Source organism: Bradyrhizobium algeriense (assembly GCF_003062295.1).
GTDB lineage: Bacteria > Pseudomonadota > Alphaproteobacteria > Rhizobiales > Xanthobacteraceae > Bradyrhizobium > Bradyrhizobium algeriense.
This window is the reverse complement of the sequence record NZ_PYCN01000030.1, coordinates 23488-41964: the sequence shown is the minus strand read 5'-3', so window position 1 is coordinate 41964 and position 18477 is coordinate 23488. Positions and strand designations below refer to the sequence as shown.

The 18477-nt window shown below is 65.0% G+C and carries 16 protein-coding genes; 9 read left to right on the top strand and 7 right to left on the bottom strand.

Annotated features, from left to right (window positions below; translation table 11 throughout):
* Positions 1-56: 56 nt before the first annotated feature.
* From C7G61_RS34645 to C7G61_RS34635, 3 genes are all read left to right on the top strand, one after another.
* Positions 57-857: a COG3904 family protein gene (locus C7G61_RS34645; RefSeq protein ID WP_108522233.1), complete on the top strand. Its 801-nt coding sequence runs from the start codon at positions 57-59 to the stop codon at positions 855-857.
* A 287-nt stretch (positions 858-1144) separates the two neighbouring features.
* Positions 1145-2071 (top strand): sulfite exporter TauE/SafE family protein, encoded by a 927-nt coding sequence (locus tag C7G61_RS34640; protein WP_108522194.1) that lies wholly within the window; start codon positions 1145-1147, stop codon positions 2069-2071.
* Positions 2068-2850, top strand: coding sequence for a TIGR02186 family protein (locus C7G61_RS34635; RefSeq protein ID WP_108522193.1), 783 nt, complete (start codon positions 2068-2070; stop codon positions 2848-2850). Before C7G61_RS34640 ends, C7G61_RS34635 begins: the two co-directional genes overlap by 4 nt.
* A gap of 133 nt (positions 2851-2983) precedes the next feature.
* Here C7G61_RS34635 and C7G61_RS34625 read toward each other — a convergent pair whose 3' ends face one another.
* The 3 genes from C7G61_RS34625 to C7G61_RS34615 all read right to left on the bottom strand — a co-directional run bounded on the left by C7G61_RS34625 (position 2984) and on the right by C7G61_RS34615 (position 6133).
* Complete coding sequence (locus C7G61_RS34625; protein ID WP_108522192.1) at positions 2984-4333, bottom strand: NRAMP family divalent metal transporter; 1350 nt, start codon at positions 4331-4333, stop codon at positions 2984-2986.
* Between the two features lie 91 nt (positions 4334-4424).
* Complete coding sequence (locus tag C7G61_RS34620; protein WP_108522191.1) at positions 4425-5204, bottom strand: MBL fold metallo-hydrolase; 780 nt, start codon at positions 5202-5204, stop codon at positions 4425-4427.
* The gene (locus C7G61_RS34615; protein WP_108522190.1) at positions 5201-6133 is read right to left on the bottom strand and encodes a DMT family transporter; all 933 of its coding nucleotides are present in this window, start codon (positions 6131-6133) and stop codon (positions 5201-5203) included. The genes C7G61_RS34620 and C7G61_RS34615 overlap by 4 nt, the downstream gene beginning before the upstream one ends.
* A 97-nt stretch (positions 6134-6230) precedes the next feature.
* Here C7G61_RS34615 and C7G61_RS34610 point away from each other — a divergent pair, with 97 nt between their 5' ends.
* On the top strand, positions 6231-7094 hold the full coding sequence (locus tag C7G61_RS34610) for a LysR family transcriptional regulator (RefSeq protein ID WP_108522189.1): 864 nt from the start codon (positions 6231-6233) through the stop codon (positions 7092-7094).
* A 127-nt stretch (positions 7095-7221) separates the two neighbouring features.
* Here the strand turns inward: C7G61_RS34610 and pdeM are convergent, their stop codons facing one another.
* The 4 genes from pdeM to C7G61_RS34585 all read right to left on the bottom strand — a co-directional run bounded on the left by pdeM (position 7222) and on the right by C7G61_RS34585 (position 12945).
* Positions 7222-7893: a ligase-associated DNA damage response endonuclease PdeM gene (pdeM, locus tag C7G61_RS34600; protein WP_190242107.1), complete on the bottom strand. Its 672-nt coding sequence runs from the start codon at positions 7891-7893 to the stop codon at positions 7222-7224.
* A 51-nt stretch (positions 7894-7944) separates the two neighbouring features.
* Positions 7945-10545 carry a ligase-associated DNA damage response DEXH box helicase gene (locus tag C7G61_RS34595; protein ID WP_420836816.1) on the bottom strand — a complete coding sequence of 867 codons (2601 nt, stop codon included), beginning with the start codon at positions 10543-10545 and terminating at the stop codon, positions 7945-7947.
* Between the two features lie 135 nt (positions 10546-10680).
* The gene (locus tag C7G61_RS34590) at positions 10681-11910 is read right to left on the bottom strand and encodes an ABC transporter substrate-binding protein (RefSeq protein WP_108522187.1); all 1230 of its coding nucleotides are present in this window, start codon (positions 11908-11910) and stop codon (positions 10681-10683) included.
* 108 nt (positions 11911-12018) lie between these two features.
* Complete coding sequence (locus C7G61_RS34585) at positions 12019-12945, bottom strand: class I SAM-dependent DNA methyltransferase (protein WP_108522231.1); 927 nt, start codon at positions 12943-12945, stop codon at positions 12019-12021.
* A 152-nt stretch (positions 12946-13097) separates the two neighbouring features.
* Here C7G61_RS34585 and C7G61_RS34580 point away from each other — a divergent pair, with 152 nt between their 5' ends.
* From C7G61_RS34580 to C7G61_RS34560, 5 genes are all read left to right on the top strand, one after another.
* Positions 13098-14135, top strand: coding sequence for a ligase-associated DNA damage response exonuclease (locus tag C7G61_RS34580; RefSeq protein ID WP_108522186.1), 1038 nt, complete (start codon positions 13098-13100; stop codon positions 14133-14135).
* Positions 14132-15943 carry a cisplatin damage response ATP-dependent DNA ligase gene (locus C7G61_RS34575; RefSeq protein ID WP_108522185.1) on the top strand — a complete coding sequence of 604 codons (1812 nt, stop codon included), beginning with the start codon at positions 14132-14134 and terminating at the stop codon, positions 15941-15943. Before C7G61_RS34580 ends, C7G61_RS34575 begins: the two co-directional genes overlap by 4 nt.
* Before the next feature lie 96 nt (positions 15944-16039).
* Positions 16040-16342 carry a DUF6460 domain-containing protein gene (locus C7G61_RS34570; RefSeq protein WP_108522230.1) on the top strand — a complete coding sequence of 101 codons (303 nt, stop codon included), beginning with the start codon at positions 16040-16042 and terminating at the stop codon, positions 16340-16342.
* Between the two features lie 25 nt (positions 16343-16367).
* Positions 16368-17102, top strand: coding sequence for an MBL fold metallo-hydrolase (locus C7G61_RS34565; RefSeq protein ID WP_108522184.1), 735 nt, complete (start codon positions 16368-16370; stop codon positions 17100-17102).
* Between the two features lie 2 nt (positions 17103-17104).
* On the top strand, positions 17105-18430 hold the full coding sequence (locus C7G61_RS34560) for an MATE family efflux transporter (RefSeq protein ID WP_108522183.1): 1326 nt from the start codon (positions 17105-17107) through the stop codon (positions 18428-18430).
* The last annotated feature ends 47 nt before the right edge of the window (positions 18431-18477 follow it).

The window sequence follows — 18477 nt, the reverse complement described above, 5'->3', positions numbered from 1 at the left end:
GTATAATGCTGCGGATCGGCCCGCCCCCGGACGGGTTCGCCTGCAACGAGGACCGAGTGTCGACCGAAGACAGCCAGAGTGGGGAAAATCGCTTCCGCAGGTCGCCGACCGGCCCGCCGGTCGCGCCGCCGCGCGGACCTGCCGGTCAGGCCCCGCCGCCGGTGCAACCGCCCCGCCGCAGACGGCATTTCTGGTCGGTCGCGATCTTCATCCTGCTGGTCTCCGGCGTCTGCATTCGCGCCTACCGCGACCTGTCGCAGCCCGAGGCCTGGCACTACTGGAAAGACCAGTACGTCTCGCCGAGCCTGACTTTTTCGCTGATCGACAGGGTCGACCTCGACGGCGCCGCGCAGGGCCGCCGCGCCCTCTTCGTCAGCGGCACGATCGGCCCCGCCGCCGCAACGCTGTTTCGCGACAAACTGGACCAGGTCAATCTTGCGGCGGGCGACATCGTCCTGCTGGCCTCCCCCGGCGGCGATCTGAACCAGGCCACGATCATGGGCGAGACCATCCGACAGCGTTCGCTCGCGACCGCGGTCGGCGGCGCCGATGCCTCGGGCCGCGTCAAGCCGGCTTATTGCGCCAGCGCCTGCGTGCTGGTCTATGCCGGGGGCAAAACCCGCTTCGGCGTCCTGGGCTCGGCCTTGGGTGTTCATCGGTTTGTCACAACCAGGCCCGTGGAAGACCCCGTCGCAGACACCCAGCGGATTGCCGGCGCCGTGCTGGGCTACATGACGAAAATGGGGGTCTCCTCCTCCATCGTGGAGGCGATGTCCGAGACCCGGGACATTCGCTGGCTCAGCCCCAAACAGGCGCTGGCGATGAACCTCGTCACCGACCCGCTCGGAAAGCCCTGAGCCAGCCGGATGCCGAGCTTGCGCGAACCGACCTGTCTTTCGGATTTGTAACGCGTTTCAAACGTCCTGACGGACGCGTGGCCACGTGAGGCAAAAATTTGCCTTCCCGGGCATTTTTAGTCCCCCCTCCCCCCGAATTCAGTTATGCAAAGACGCGGGAACCGGCCCTGCGCACGCAAAGGTGCATGCGCGAACCGGATTCCCCACTGCCGGCAAAGACAACAGAAACCGTGCCCTGAGCGGCCTCCCGGCCGTCTCTTGCGGCAAAGCTCCAAAAGCAGACGCGCGTGCAGCTCTACCTCCCGATCGCCGACATTCCAGTCAATGTTTTCCTCATCCTGGCGATGGGCGCGGCGGTTGGGTTCGTGTCCGGCATGTTTGGGATCGGCGGCGGGTTCCTGATGACGCCGCTGCTCATCTTCGTCGGCATTGCGCCGGCGGTCGCGGTCGCCTCCGTCGCCAGCCACATCGCCGCCTCTTCGTTTTCCGGTGCACTCTCTTATTGGCGACGGCGCGCCATCGATCCGCTGCTGGCGGCGGTGCTGTTGACCGGCGGCAGTATGGGCACCGCGCTCGGGGTCTGGACCTTCACGCTGCTGCGCTCGCTGGGTCAGCTCGATCTCATGATCGCGATGTCCTACGTGATCCTGCTGACCACTGTCGGCGCGCTGATGTTCTGGGAGGGCCTGCGGGCGCTGTTGCGGGCCCGCCGCGGCGGCCCGGTCACCACGCGCCGCCCGGGCAGCCATGTCTGGATCCATGGCTTGCCGCTGAAGATGCGCTTCAAGCGTTCGAAAATCTATCTGTCCGTCATTCCTATCGTGGTGATCGGCCTCGTCATTGGCTTCATCGGCGCCGTGATGGGCATCGGCGGCGGTTTCATCCTGGTGCCGCTGTTGATCTACGTGCTGCGGGTGCCGACCTCGACCGTGATCGGCACCTCGATGGTGCTGACCCTGGTCACGATGGTGTTCGCCACCATGCTGCACGCGGTCACCAATCATCTGGTCGATGCCGTGCTGGCGCTGATCCTGATGGTCGGCGGCGTCACCGGCGCGCAGTTCGGCGCGCGCGCGGGGCAGAAAATCCGCGGCGAACATTTGCGGCTGCTGCTCGGGCTGCTGGTGCTCGCCGTCGGCGTCCGGTTTGCCGTCGAACTGGTGATCCGGCCCGAGGATCTCTTCACAATCCGCGAAACCGGGGTGACGGGATGACCAGGCGCCTCATCCTCATGCTCGGATGGCTTGCGCTGGGCGCCGTATTCGCGGCCTCGCCCGCGCAGGCCGAACGGCTGATCGTGTCGGTGTCGAACCACCGCGTCACCGTGACGCCGAATTACTCCGGCGAGGAGCTCGTGCTGTTTGGCTCGGTGGAGAAGGACGCCAATACGCCGGCCAATCGCACTTACGATCTGGTGGTGACGGTGGCCGGCCCACGCGCCGACATGGTGACCCGCCGCAAGGAACGCCGGTTCGGGATCTGGATCAATACGGACTCCCGGCAGTTCCTGAAAGTGCCGGCCTATCTGGCGCTGTTCTCCAACCGGCCGTTCGACGCCATCGCTTCCCCCGAGGTGCAACGGCGGCAGCAGCTCGGGTTGAACAACGTGTTGCTGACCCAGCGCGTCGGCGGCGATTACGCCGACGTGGTGCCGGACGACGTGTTCCGCAGCGCCTTCGTGCGGCTGCGCAAGCAGCACGGCCTCTATCGCGAGGAGACCTCGGCGGTGACGTTCCTGACGCCGACCCTGTTCCGCACCAGCATTCCCCTGCCCGCGGAAGTGCCGATCGGCCTCTATAACGTCGAGATCAAGCTGTTCGCTGACGGCGCGCTGGTGGCCAAGACCGACACCGCGTTCGAAATCGTCAAGGTCGGCTTCGAGCAGTTCGTCGCCACTACCGCGCAGCAGCACGGCTTCGTCTACGGGCTGATCACCGCCTTCATGGCGCTGATGACGGGATGGATGGCGTCGATCGTGTTCAGGAAGGATTGAGGGGCGTTCGTCATTCCGGGATGGTCCGAAGGACCAGACCTCAGATGCGCAATTGCGCATCGGGGAATCTCGAGATTCTCCGATGCGCAACTGCGCATCGTAGTTCGATGCTTCGCATCGCCCCGGAATGACCTCAAACAAAAAACCCCACGCCCATCGCGACGACGCTGAGCACCATCGCTGATGTCGACAGCCAGCCGAGCCAATAAAGCCGACCCCTGACGACGAAGCGACCCATTACGTCCCTTCGCCGCGCCATCAACATCAAGAGCACCATCACCGGCACGGCGAGGACGCCGTTGATGACGGCGCTCCAGTACAGCGCCGAGATCGGGTTGATCGGCGTGAAGTTCAGCGCGATTCCGATACCAGCCGACAGCGCCAGCACGGCGTAGAAGGCGGCGGCTTCCTTCGGTTTGCGCGCGAGGCCAACCGGCCATCGCCGCCCCTCGCCGACGGCGTACGCCGCGGCGCCGGCGAGCACCGGAATTGCCAGCAGGCCAGTGCCGACAATGCCAAGCGCAAAGATCACTTCCGCGAACGCGCCGGCGATCGGACGCAGGGCTTCGGCGGCCTCCGCCGAGGTCTGGATGTCGGTCTTGCCGGAAACGTGCAGCGCCGCCGCCGCGGTGACGATGATCGACAGCGCAATCAGATTGGAGAACGCCATGCCGATGATAGTGTCGGCGCGGATGCGGGAAAATTCCCTCCGCGCGCCGTAGTGCTTTTCGACCAAGGGCCGCTTGTGCGTATCGACGCGCTGGTCCTCGGCCTCCTGCGAGGCCTGCCAGAAAAACAGATAGGGCGAGATCGTGGTGCCGAGGATCGCGACGATGGTGGTGAAATATTCCGTACTCCAGGTCAGTTGCGGAAGCAGGATGCCAGCCAATGCCTCTCCCCACGACACCTTCGCAAAGGCCAGCGCGGCGACATAGGCGAACAGGCTAAGCGTCAGCCATTTCAGCACCGCGACGTAGCGCTTGTAGTCGAGGAAGATCTGCGCCACCACCGACGTCACGCCGAACAGCAACACATAGAAGATGCTGTGGCCACCGATCAGCAGTTTGGTCGCATCCGCCATGGCGCCGAGATCGGCGCCGATGTTGATGGTGTTGGCGATGAACAATAGCACCATCACGCCATTGAGCAGCCATAACGAATAATGCCGGGACACATTTCCGGCTATGCCGTGCCCGGTGACGCGGCCGACGCGCGCGGAAATTTCCTGGATCGCCGCCATCAGCGGAAACGTCAGCAGCATGGTCCAGCCGATACCGTAGCCGAGCTGCGCGCCGGCCTGGCTGTAGGTGCCGATGCCTGACGGATCGTCGTCGGACGCGCCGGTGATCAGGCCGGGGCCGAGCGCCTTCAGCGCATCGCGGAAGCGAAACGGCCGCGGCGGCTTGGCCTTCGTGGCCTTCTTGTCGCCGCCGGTAGGCTTGTTCGCGTGATGCTTCGAATTGGATTTGTTGCGCTCTGCCATGCCGGGTCCAGCCGCGGCGATAACGAACCTGACGGGAGCAGGTTCCGGGCCGCGACCTTGCCCGAGGACGCCGTGGCAACCGTCGATGCCGTCACGCGGCGTGCGCCGGCTCGATGACGGTCGCCACGCCCGGCTTCAGGATGCGCAAGCGCGATCCAAACCCCAGCGTGTCGAAGGTGGCGCGCAAATCGCCGGCGTTCTGGCGGAAATGCGCCCAGCCGTCGGTATGCACGGGCACGATCACCGCATCGGAAAAGGCGCGCGCGGTCTCGATCGTGTCGTTGGTGTCCATGGTGAGATGGAACGGACCGCGGGTTTGCGCCGCGCCGGCGAATGGCAGCACCACGCCTGCCTTGAAGCGCCGCGCGACTTCCGCGACGCCATCGAACCAGGTGGTGTCGCCGCTGATGTAGATCGGGCGGCTGCCTGCTCTGCTTGATTCCACCACGAAGCCGATGACGTCGCCCGACAGCGGTTCGATGCCGGCCGGTCCGTGACGGGCGGGCGTTGCGGTGACTGTCAACGACTGGCCGCCCTTCTTCAACTCGGTCGATGCCCAGGGCGCAAAACCCTCGGTCTTGCCACCGAGCCGCTTTGCGCCCGCCTCCGTCGTCAGCACGCGCTGCGCTTCGTTAAGAAAGTCGCGCCCGGAATGGTCGAGATTGTCCGAGTGCTGGTCATGACTCAGCAGCACCGCGTCGATCGCGCCGACATCGCGGACGCTCAACGCGGGCCCGGTCAACTTCTCCAGCTTCACATGCGGCAGTTGATAGGCGCCGGGTTCGTCGAAGGTGGGATCGGTGAGAAGGCGAAAACCGTCGATCTCGATCAGGGCGGTGGGGCCGCCGATCAGGGTAATGGAAAGGCTCATGTCGCACTCCTCTTGCTCAACGCTGACGCCGCGGGGCGGGTCACCAGATAAATGCCGAGCGCCACCGGAACGATGCCGAGCAGATCGCGGAATTCGACGTGCTCGCCGAGCACGAGGAAGGCGAACAGCATGCCGAGCGGCGGCATCAGGAAATGATAGGCGCTCGCGGCGGTCGCGCCACACACTTTCAGGAGATGAAACCAGAGCAGATAGGCCAGGATCGAGCCGCCAAGCACGAGGAAAGCGAACGCACCCACGAGCCGCGCGCTCGGCACGACGTCGGCGACGCTGGAGAAGGTGAACGCGAACGGCAGCAGCACGATGCCGGCTGCGAGATTCTGCACGCCATTGCCGACCCAGAGGCTGCCCTTCGGCGCCAGCACCTTGAACAGGATGGTGCCGGCCACGATCGAGGCCAATGACGCCAACGTGAACAGAATGCCGTGCCAGTCATCCGTGCCGACTGACATCCGGTGCCAGACGATGAAGCCGACCCCGGCGATGCCAAGCAGAAGCCCCATCACCTTGCGCCAGGTCAGCGCCTCACCCAAGAAGGCCGCCGCGAGCACCGCGGTGAACACTGGATTGGCGCTGACGATCAAACCTCCGAGGCCTGCGGATACGGTCTGCAGCCCGGTATAGCCGAGGCCGAGATAGAGCGCGTTGTTGGCGACGCCAAGGATCGCGAAAATGGCTGCGTCGCGCCAGGTGAGCGAGGACCACGCTTCGCCGCGCAGCGCTGTTATGCCGAGGATCAGGACACCGGCCAGCGAGAAACGCGCCGCGAGCAGAATCAGCGGCGGGCAATCGGTCACGCCGATCTTGCCGGCGACGAAGGCGAAGCTCCAGAGCAGGCAGAACAGCGCGATATAGAGCGGGAGCGGATTGAAGGCGGCGCGGGGAACCGCGACCGAGGGCGCGAGCGACATGGGAAGTCTCCTTTGCCCATGATCTAGGCCTACGCCTTGCTATTTGGAAATTAAATGATAAACTGATATTCAGTGATTTTATAAATGGAGCATTTGCATGCTCGATCTGGAGCTTTTGCGCAGCTTTGTCAGCGTCGTCGATTCCGGCGGCTTCACCCGCGCCGGCGAGCGCGTCCACCGCACCCAATCGACGGTCAGCCAGCAGATCAAACGGCTGGAAGACGATGTCGGCCAGCCGCTGCTCAATCGCAACGGCAAGGACGTGACGCCGACCGAAGCCGGCGAGCGGCTGTTGTCCTATGCGCGGCGCCTGCTGGCGCTTGCGGAAGAAGCACGCGACGTGGTGGCGCGCCCCGAGAGCGAGGGCGCGGTGCGGCTTGGTGTGCCCGAGGATTTTGCCGCGTATCGCCTGGCGAAGCTGCTGGCGGCATTCTCGCGCTCACATCCCGGCCTACGGCTCGACGTCCGTGCCGATCAAAGCGCCAACCTCAAGCGGGAGCTCGAACGTGGCGAACTCGACCTGGCGCTGTTCAAGCGCTCGGCCGGCGAGAAAGGCGGCATCGCCGTATGGCCGGAGCGCGTACATTGGGTCACCAGCAAGAGCCATCCGCGCGATACGCGCACCGGCTCGGTGCCGTTGATCGGGTTTCCCACCGGCTGCCTCTACCGGGCAGGCGCGATCCACGCGTTGGAAAGTGCCGGGCGTTCGTGGCACATGACCTACACCAGCTCCAACCTCTCCGGCATCCAGGCCGCGGTCGCCGCCGGCATGGGCCTGAGCATTCTTTCGGAAATCGCAATCCAGGCCGACCATCGCGTACTGACCGCCAAGGATGGCTTCGCACCAATCGACCGGACCGAAGTGGCATTGGTAGCGGCCCCCGATGCCAGCCCCGCGACGTTGCGGCTGGCGGATCGGCTGGCCGAGTTCTGCAGCACAGTGCAGGCGAAGGCGGCGTAACCGTACGAGGAATCGTAGGGTGGGCAAAGGCGCTCTTGCGCCGTGCCCACCATCGAGCACGCTGCTCGCGATGGTGGGCACGCTTCGCTTTGCCCACCCTACGTCGCTGCGGCTCGCAGCGAATTTCTCAGTAACACCGCGAGGCGGCGATGGTGTGCACGCGGTTGTCACCGAGCACATGCGCCATGAAGCCGGGCGCGCCAAAGATTTTCGCGAATGCCATATCGCGGATGCTCAAGCCCCCCGTATAGGCGCCGAAGGCTGGCATCACGGCGCGCTCGCCGTCGGACGCAAAGCATCGCCGCTCCATCGATCGTCCCCTTGTGGCGACGCGGGCCTTGGGATGCAGGTGGCCGGCGATTTCACCCGCCGCCCCTGTCGGCTCGTGGCGGAACGCAATCGGGCCGATCGCGACTTCGCTTGCCACCACGCCGCCGAGATCGGACGGCAGCGCCGGATCGTGATTGCCCGAGATCCAGATCCAGTCGCGCCGCGCCTGCATCGCCGAGAGCGCGTCGCGGTCGGGCGCCGACAGCCGCTCATGCGCGGAGCGGTCGTGGAAACTGTCGCCGAGCGCAATCACCATGCGCGGGTCATGCCGCGCGATGACGGCGGCGAGACGGCCGAGCGTCGCCACCGTGTCGTAGGGTGGCAGCAGCACACCGCGCGTGGCGAAGCTGGAGCCCTTTTCCAGATGCAAATCGGAGACGACGAGCAGGCGCTGCTCCGGCCAGAACAGCGCGCCGGAGAGATCGGCAACGAATGTCACGTCTGATATTGTGACCTTCGAGGCGCGCATCTGTTGATCGTCTCCCGAAGATTGCGCCCCTGCCGTCACGTGCCTTCCCGTCTATCCCATTGCCTCTTTGACGAGTTCATCGGCGGCTTCCGCCAGCAACTCATCTCCCGCTTCGCCATAAACTGACTCGCGGCCGATTTCCAGCATCACGGGAACGGCGAGCGGCGAAACATGTTCGAGTTCCCGATGGGTGATTCGCCCCTGAATGCGCGACAGCATATCACCCAGGCGCTTGAGATCGAGCAGGCCGGCGGCGGCGTCCGCGCGCGCGGCGCGCAGCAGCACGTGGTCGGCCTGATGCTTGCGCAGCACATCGTACACAAGATCGGTCGAGAACAGCACCTGACGGCGGCTTTTCTCCTCGCCGGTGAAGCGGCGCGGGATCAGGCCCGAGATCAGCGCGCAATTGCGGAAGGTGCGTTTCATCAGCGCGGATTCCGCCAGCCACGCCTCGAGGTCGTCGCCGAGCATGTCGGCTGCGAACAAGGCGGCTAGATCGAGCTTGCCGTGGCGGATCATGAACGACATGTCGCCGAGGCCCCACACCGCCAGCGCATATTCATTGGCGACGAAGCCGAGCGGTCGCACCCGCGCGCGCTCCATGCGCCGTGTCAGCAGCATGCCGAGCGTCTGGTGCGCCAACCGCCCCTCGAAAGGATAGCAGACGAAGTAATGCTTGTTGCCGCGGGGAAAGGTTTCGACCAGCAGCTCCCGCACTGCCGGCACAAGTGAAAAGCTCTTTTGCAGCGACAGCCAGTCGCGCACCTGTTCCGGCAGCGCGTTCCATTGCCGCCGGTCGTCCAGCAGTTTTCGCACCCGTTCGGCGAGATAAGTGGACAACGGAAACTTGCCGCCCATGTAGGACGGCACCTTGGCGTCTTTGTCGTTGGCGCGGGAGACATAGACCTGGTCCTCGACCAGCGCCTCGTAGCGCACGATCTCGCCGCCGAACACAAAGGTGTCGCCGGCGACCAGTCCCTCGATAAAGTATTCCTCGATCTCGCCCAGCATCCTGCCGCCGCGGCCGATCATGCCGGTGGAGCCGGCGCCGCCGCCGCGGCCGCGCACCAGCCTCACCTTCAGCATCGCCTCTTCGACGATGGTGCCGACATTGAGGCGGTAGCTCTGCCGCACTTTTGGGTTGGCGACGCGCCAGCGCCCCTGCTTGTCCTGCTTGATGCGCGCGAAGCGTTCATAGGTCTTCAGTGCGTAGCCGCCGGTGGCGACGAAATCGACCACGTCGTCAAAGTCGGTCCGCGTCAGCGACGCGTATGGCGCCGAGGTCAGCACTTCCGCGTAGAGCTCGTCTGATAGAAACGGCTCGCCGCAGGCGCAGCCGAGCACGTGCTGCGCCAGCACGTCGAGCGCACCGGTGCGCAAGGGCGGCGTGTCCTGTGCATTCTCCGCGATCGCATCGATCGCGACGCGGCATTCCAGCACCTCAAAACGGTTGGCCGGGATCAGCACCGCGCGTGAAGGCTCGTCGAGCCGGTGGTTGGCGCGGCCGATTCTTTGCATCAGGCGCGAGGCCCCCTTGGGCGCGCCGACATTGACGACGAGATCGATATCGCCCCAGTCGATGCCGAGATCGAGCGAGGACGTGCAGACCACGCCGCGCAGTTTGCCCGCCGCCATCGCATCCTCGACCTTGCGGCGCTGGGCGACATCGAGCGAGCCGTGATGCAGGGCAATGGCGAGGCCGTCGTCGTTCATGCGCCAGAAATCCTGGAACAGCATTTCAGCCTGGCTGCGGGTGTTGACGAAAACGAGCGTCGTCTTGTTGCGCTTGATCAGCTCGTACATTTCGCCGAGCGCATGGCGCGCGGTATGGCCGGCCCAGGGCAGGCGCTCCTTGGTGTCGAGCATCTCGACAACAGGCGCCGCCGCGCCGCCGGCCACGACGATGTCGGCGGCGACTTCCTTGCCGTCCAGCTGCGGCACCAGAAACCGCGCCAGCGATTCCGGCTCGGCGACCGTCGCCGAAAGACCGATCGCGCGCATTTCGGGCGCCAGCCGCCACAGCCGCGCCAGGCCGAGCGACAACAGATCGCCGCGCTTGGAGGTGACGAGCGCATGCAGTTCGTCGAGCACGATGCGCTTGAGCGAGGAAAACAAGAACGGTGCGTCGTCGGATGACAGCAACAGCGCCAGTTGCTCGGGCGTGGTGAGCAGGATATCCGGCGGATAGCGGCGCTGCCGCTGCCGCCGCGAAACCGGCGTATCGCCGGTGCGGGTCTCGACCTTGATCGGCAGCCCCATCTCGGCGATCGGCGTTTCCAGATTGCGCGCGATATCGACGGCGAGCGCCTTCAGCGGCGAGATGTAAAGGGTGTGGAGGCCGCCGGTCCGTTTCACGGTGCGACCGGTGGAGATGAGGCTCTTCTCGCCACCGCCCTTTGAGGCGGCGGGAGAAGAAAGCTCCACCAGCGTCGGCAAAAAACCCGCCAGCGTCTTGCCGGCGCCGGTCGGCGCAATCAGCAGCGCCGAGGCGTCATCGCCGGCTTTGGCGAGCAGCGCCAGTTGATGCTCGCGCGGCGACCAGCCCCGCGCCGCGAACCAGCGCCGGAAGCGGTCGGGCAGCAGCGCAGCCGTTTCAAGCGGCGTCAGGGATAAGGGATCGGGCGACGGCACGGAGAAGAGGTAAGCCGTCAGGGCCGGTTCGTCGAGGTAGTTTTGCGCGTCATTCCGGGGCGATGCGCAGCATCGAACCCGGAATCTCGAGGTTCCCCGATGCGCAAATTGCGCATCTGAGGTTCGCGCCTTCGCGCGCCCCGGAACGACGGCCGCCTACTCCGTCACCGGCTTGTCGGAAATATCCCAGTCCTTGCCGTTGAAGATCGAGATGTAGAGCGTCTTCATCGGTGTGTAGTCGTCGGGCGTGTAGCTGTAGGTGACGCCGTCCAGCATGTAGGGGGAATGGAAGCCCGCCAGCGTCGTGGCCTGCTTCAGAACGTTGGCGCGGGTGAGCTCGTCGCCGCAACGGCGCAGGATCTCCGCCATCGCCACCACCTGGCCGTAGCCGGCAAAGGCGATGGTGTTATCAGGGTCGACATTGGGCAGGTACTTCTTGCGCAGCTCCTCGAACGCCATCACGTCGGAATCCTTTTCGAAGCGCGGCACGCCGACCTCCTTGGCGTAGCGGATCGCGACGATGCCGGTGCAGTTCTCGAGGCCGGCGGCGCTGAGAATCGACCGGCCCGTCGATCCCGCTGACAGCAAATGCAGCGGCTTCCAGCCGAGTTCGGCCAATTTCCGTATCGACTGCGACGACGCCTTGCCGGTCGAGATATTGTAGAAAACATCCGCGCCGGATTTCGAGAGATTGATGAGCTGCGAATCGATCGTCGGTTCGGTCAGATCGTAGGTCTGCTCCATGATCACCTTGGCGGTCCCGCCGGCATCCGCCAGCACCTTCTTGAAGGGCGCGAGGAAATCGCGGCCGAAATCGTCGTTCTGGTAGAGGATGCCGATCTTGGCGTTCGGTTTCACACCCACGACATGCTTCGCGAGAATGCGCGCCTCGGTCGGATAGAGCGGCAGGCCCGCCATGGTCCATTTGAAATTCTTCGGATCGTTCCACTTCGACGCGCCGGTGTTGAGCAATAGCTGCGGCACGCCCTTCGCGTTGAGATATTTGTGCACGGCGGTCTGCGGCGCGGTGCCGAGCGAGCCGTACAGCGCCAGCACTTCCTCCTGCTCGACCAGCCGCCGCGTCGCCTCGACGCATTTCGGCGCGCTGTAGGCGTCGTCCATGGAGAGGAATTTCACCTTGCGCCCGTTGATGCCGCCCTTCTCGTTCAGCATCTGGAAATAAACCTCGCCGACCCGCCCCAGCACGCCATAGAGCGAGCCGGGACCGGAATGCGGCACGGTCTGTCCGAGCTTGATTTCGGTGTCGCTGGCGCCGGGATCGTATTTCTTCTCCGCCGCCCAGACTGATGGCGCCGGCATGGCGGATGCGAGGACGGTAGCGAGCGCGGTGGCGCCGAATTCGCGCCGGGTCTGCTTGTTCTTCATTGTTGTTTTCTCCCTTATGGGAGTCTTGATCAGCCATTCCGACGCAGGTGGCAATAGCTCACATGTCGCACGCAATGCCGCTATTCGGGCATTGCGTAGCGCCTAGACTCAAGTTTTCGCGGCGACAGCGACCAGGCCGGGCACCGGAGCGCCGTCCTCGTTGCGAGCGGAGCGATCTTCCAGCAGGGGCAATTTGAGGCCGGTGGATTCGACCACGACGCGCACATAGGCTGCCGCATGGGCGTAGCGCAGCCCCTGGCCGATGACGACGCCTTCGCCGTCATGGGTTTCGGTGGTGAAGGCGAGCAGCCCGCCCGGGGCCAGAACGCGAGCGGCTTCCGCGAGCACCGGCGCGAGATCGGCGACGTACACCATTGCATCCGCCGCAAGAATGAGGTCGGCGCTGGCATCCCCCCGCGCCCGCAGACCCTGTAACATGTCGGCGACTTCAAGCTCGGCGTAGAGGCCCGTGGCGCGGGAGCGCTCGATCATGCGCGGCGACAGATCGACGCCGATGAAATGGTCGACCGTGCGGGCGAAGGCTGCCGCCGCCAGCCCGGTGCCGCAGCCGAGATCGATCGCGCGCTTGAAGAGCGCCGGCTTGCGGGCGGCCGATCGCACCGACAGCACGGCCTTGAATAGCAGCGCCGGGCCGCGATAGCCGAGGTCATCCACCAGCGAGGCTTCGAACCGCGGCGCATATTGATCGAACAGCGTCTGCACGTAGGCCTGCGGCATGCCGGCCACTGGCTCGGCGCCGAGCCGCATCAATCGAAGTCCGGCGCCGTGGCGGTCATTGGCATCGCTGGCTTGGGCCCTGCGAAACGCCGCGATCGCCGCGTCATGCTCGCCGAGTTCTTCGCGGATGCCCGCGAGCGTGAACCAGGCGGACGTGAAATCCGGCACCAGTTCGATCGCCTGCATCAGCAGGTCGGCGGCGGCCGGCAGATCGCCCTTCAATTGCAGGTCGCGGGCGAATTCGAACCGGCGGTCGGCCATCAGATCGCCGGAAGACAGAAAAAGGCGGGCAGGCATTTCAGGAACCAAATTCTTCATTGCCAGCCACCTGACCTCGATCGGGGACGACCCGGCAATCCATCAATTAAGCAATTCTTCCGAGATAGAGGTGCGGGTCAAGCGCGCGCATGACGGCTAAACATCGCAGGGAGACCGCCTATATAGAAGGCATGCGTCCGCAGGACATCCTGATCCCCGCTCCGGCCGGCCTTTGCTGCAAGCCAGGTGGCTTCCATATCGACCCGGTCCGCCCGGTCGAGCGCGCCGTGATCACCCACGGCCATTCCGATCATGCCCGGCCCGGCCATGGCGCCGTGCTCGCCACGCAGGAAACGCTCGACATGATGCGGCTGCGCTATGGCGACAATTTCGCTTCGACCACGCAGGCCGTTCGCTATGGCGAAGAAATCCGGCTCGGCGACGTCACCATCAAATTCCACCCTGCGGGCCACGTGCTCGGCTCGGCGCAGATCGCCGTGACCTGCAAGGATACCTGCATCGTCGCCTCGGGCGACTACAAGGACGCTTCCGACCCGACCTGCACGCCGTTCGAGGCGGTGCCGTGCGACGTCTTCATCACCGAGGCGACGTTTGGCCTGCCGGTATTTCGCCATGGCGATGCGGCCGATGAGGTGAAGAAACTGCTGGCATCCGTCGCACTGTTTCCGGAGCGCGCGCATCTGGTCGGGGCCTATTCGCTCGGCAAGGCGCAGCGCGTGATCGCGCTGCTGCGCCAGGAAGGCTACGACGCGCCGATCTATCTGCATGGCGCGATGGAAGAGATCACCTACTATTATCAAAGCCGTGGCATTGCCCTCGGCGAACTTCGCCCGGTCAAGGGCGTCAAGAAGGCCGATCTCGCCGGCACCATCGCGCTGGCGCCGCCATCGGCTACGTCTGACATCTGGACCAGACGTTTTCCCGATCCGGTTACGGCATTTGCCTCGGGCTGGATGCGCGTGCGGGCGCGCGCCCGCCAGCGCGGCGTCGAACTGCCGCTGGTGATCTCGGACCATGCCGATTGGGATGGCCTGACCGCGACCATCGCGGCCACCGGCGCCGGCGAAGTCTGGGTCACCCACGGGCAGGAAGACGCGCTGGTGCATTGGTGCAAGTCGCGCGGGCTTGCCGCGCGGCCGCTGGATCTCGTCGGCTATGGCGACGAGGAGGAGCACGAGGTGGTTGCGGCCGACGAGGCCGAGGCATGAACCGCTTTGCCGAACTGCTCGACCGCCTCGCCTACGAGCCCGGCCGCAACAACAAGCTACGGCTGATCACGGCCTATTTCCGCGATACCCCCGATCCCGACCGCGGCTACGCGCTGGCGGCGCTGACCGGCGCGCTGTCGTTCAAGCACGCCAAGCCGGGGCTGATCCGCGATTTGATCGCCGATCGCACCGATCCGGTGTTGTTCGCGCTGTCGTATGATTATGTCGGTGATTTATCCGAGACAGTTGCGCTGATGTGGCCGAAATCTTCCCCCTCTCCCGCTTGCGGGGGAGGGCCGGGGTGGGGGTCTGGCCGCTTGCTCGGCGGAGAGAAAGAACCCCCACCCGGATCGTCTGACAGCGCTCGCGCGCTGTCAGACGATCCGACCTCCCCCGCAAGCGGGAGAGGTAAGGAAGCGCCAAGGCACGCATCCAGCCTCCACAACAACCCGCCGCCCCCCACCCTCTCCGAGGTCGTCACGACCCTTCGCACCCTCGGCAAGACCGACCTGCCAAAGCAGCTCGCGCGCTGGCTCGACGAGCTCGACGAGACCGGCCGCTGGGCATTGTTAAAACTCGTCACCGGCGCGATGCGGATCGGGATTTCGGCGCGGCTGGCGAAAACCGCGGCGGCTGCGCTTGGCGACAAGGACCCGCATGAGATCGAACTGATCTGGCCGGGGCTGGCCCCGCCCTATCTCGACCTGTTCGCGTGGCTGGAGGGTCGCGGCGAGAAGCCGGTCAACCGCGATGCCGCGCCATTCCGGCCTGTCATGCTGGCGCATGCGATCGAGGATACGGACTTTGCCAGTCTCGATCCTGCGGACTTCATCGCGGAATGGAAATGGGACGGCATTCGCGTGCAGGCGGTCTCGGGCCGCGACGAGCGCGGCCAGTTGCAGACGCGGCTCTATTCGCGCACCGGCGAGGACATCACCAAGAGCTTTCCCGACCTCGTGCCGTCGCTGCATCTGCCCGGCGCCATCGACGGCGAACTGCTGGTGCTGCGCGAGGGACGCGTGCAGACCTTCAACGTGCTGCAGCAGCGGCTCAATCGAAAAGTCGTCTCGCCGAAATTGATCAAGGATTTTCCGATCCAATTGCGCGCCTACGACCTGCTCGGCGACGACGAAAACGACCTTCGCGAACTGCCGTTTGTCGAGCGCCGCGTCCATCTCGAAGCTTTCGTCACAAAGCTCGGCGATCCGCGCATCGACCTGTCGCCGACCATTGCCTTCGATAGCTGGGAGGCGCTGATGGCGGCGCGTGCCGATCCCTCAAGCGCCGGCGCGGGAGAGGATGCCGAAGCCGTCGAAGGCGTGATGCTGAAACGGCGCGACGCGCCCTACCTGCCGGGCCGCCCCAGGGGCCAGTGGTGGAAATGGAAGCGCGATCCGCACATCATCGATGCCGTGCTAATGTACGCGCAGCGCGGCCACGGCAAGCGCTCGTCCTATTATTCGGACTACACCTTCGGCGTCTGGACCTCGGGCGAGAGCGGCGAAGAGCTCGTGCCGGTCGGAAAAGCCTATTTCGGTTTCACCGACGAGGAACTCATGCAGATCGACCGTTTCGTCCGCCGCAACACAACAGAGAAGTTCGGGCCGGTGCGGCATGTGGTGCACGAGCCGGACCAGGGGCTGGTGCTGGAAGTCGCCTTCGAGGGATTGGCGCGCTCGCCACGGCACAAATCCGGCGTGGCGATGCGGTTTCCGCGCATCAGCCGGCTGCGCTGGGACAAGCCGCCGCGCGAGGCCGACCGGCTGGAGAGGCTGGAACGGATGCTGAAGGACGTGACAGCAAATTAACATTCCTTGGGCGTATGGCGGCCATTGACTGACACGAGCGGGTTCCCCATGTGCCCCGCCGTGCGTATAATGGGCACGTTCCGCGAGGAGAAACCGATGCCAAACGACGTCAGAGACCTGCCGGCCAGCAATGACGGCCTGTACCGCTTCCTCGGCGGCTCGCCGCTGTCGGTGGCGTTCCGGCTGATCCTGCTGTCGATCCTGGTCGGCGTGGTGCTCGCCGCCATCGGCTTCGATCCCTGGAATATCCTGCACAGCATCCAGACCCTGTTCCGGCGGCTGTGGGATCTCGGTTTTGACGCCGTCAACTGGCTGTGGCGCTACTTCCTGCTCGGGGCCGTGATCGTGATCCCGATCTGGCTGTTGTCGCGGCTGTTCGGCAGCCCCCGCGGGCGATAGTCACGCAACAGGCGGTGAGCAGCCGATGCAATTGCGATTTGTCGGCTGCGGCGACGCGCTCGGTTCCGGCGGCAGGTTCAACACCTGCTTCCACGTCACGGGCACTAACGTCAATTTCCTGATCGATTGCGGCGCGTCGTCGTTACCGGCGCTGAAACGCCTCGGCATCGCACGCGACGCCATCGACCTGATCCTGATCACGCATTTTCACGGCGACCATTTTGGCGGCCTGCCGTTCCTGCTGCTGGATGCGCAGTTCACGCGCCGCTCCCGCCCGCTCGTCATTGCCGGGCCACAGGGCATCGAGGCGAAGCTCCCCAATTTGATGGAAGCGCTGTTCGAGCACTCCTCCAAAACCACGCCGCGCTTCGATCTCGCGGTCGTTGCGCTCGAACCGGAGCAGAGCCGAACGTTTGGCGAGGTCAAGGTGACGCCGTATCCGGTGGTCCACGGCGAATCCGGCGGACCCTTCCTGGCCTATCGCGTCGAGGCCGAGGGGCGCGTCATCAGCTACAGCGCCGATACCCAATGGACCGATATGCTGATCCCGGCGGCGCGTGGCGCGGACCTGTTCATTGCCGAGGCCTATTACTACGACAAGATCGTCAAGAACCATCTCAGCCTGAAGACGCTGGTGGCGCATCTTCCCGAGATCAACGCCAAGCGGCTGGTGCTGACGCATATGAGCGAGGACATGCTCGCCCGGCTGGGCGAACTGCCCTACACGACCGCCCATGACGGCATGGCCGTCGAGCTCTAGGCATGCATTCGCCCGTAGCGCCATCCAGGGTCACAACGGCACAGGTGTTTGCGATCGCGGGTCCCGCGATGGTCGCGAATCTTACCACGCCGCTGATCGGCATCGTCTCGACCACGGCGATCGGCCGGCTCGGCGATGCCGCGATGCTCGGCGGCGTCGCGATGGCGTCCGTGCTGTTCGACTGCATGTTCTGGCTGTTCGGCTTCCTGCGCATGAGCACGTTAGCGTTTGCGGCGCAGTCGCTGGGATCAGGCGAGACCTCGGAATTGCGCGCGATCCTGCTACGCGGGCTGATCGTCGCGGCGCTGATAGGGACGGCTCTCATCGCCTTGGAGATCCCGCTCGCGGCCCTGCTGCTCGGCGCGATGGGCGGCAGCGAAGGCGTCACGCGCGCCGCGAAGACCTATTTTACAATCCGGATCTGGTCCGCGCCGCTGGCGCTTGGCAACTATGTCGTGCTGGGATGGCTGATTGGACAGGCTCGCGCCAAACTGGCGCTCGGCACGCAGGTCACCATCAACCTGATCAACATGGCGGCAACGGTGCTGCTGGTGCTGGTATTCGACCTCGGCATTGCCGGTGCTGCGATCGCCGCGTTGATTGCGGAGGCGGCGGGCCTCGCGCTCGGTGGCCTGATCGCACACCGTCTCTCGCAGGGCCAACTCGCGGTGTCTCGCGCCACGCTGTTTGACAGCATCAAGCTGATGCGAATGCTCTCGGTCAATCGTGACATCCTGATCCGCACGGCATCGCTGATCGTGGCGTTCCTGTTCTTCACCTCGCAGGGTGCGCGCGCCGGCGACATGACGCTCGCCGCCAACGCTGTGCTGAACAATTTTCTCCTGATCAGCGCCTTCTTCCTCGACGGCCTCGCGAACGCCGCCGAGCAGCTTTGCGGCCGCGCCTATGGCGCACGCGACAAGAATGCTTTCGCCGGCGCAGTGAAGCTAGTTGTCATATGGGGCTTTGGCTTTGCCCTTGCGGTGGCCGGGACTTTTCTGCTGTTTGGCCCGGCGCTGATCGACATGATGACGGCGAGCGTGGACGTACGGCGCATCGCGCGCGATTATCTGCCGTTCGTGATATTCGCGCCGCTGCTCGGCGTATTCGCCTTTGCCTATGACGGTGTCTATATCGGCGCCACCTGGGCGCGCGACATGCGCAACCTGATGGTGCTGGCGCTTCTGATTTTTCTCGGCGCGTGGTTTGCGTTGCGTTCGTTCGGAAATGCCGGGCTGTGGGCGGCGTTCCTGGTGCACTATGCGGCGCGCGGCGGGCTCGAGGCGTTGAGATATCCGGCACTGCTGAGGAAGTCGTTCGGTTCGTAGCCCGGATGCAGCGAAGCGAAATCCGGGGCCGTCGCCGCGGTGAGATT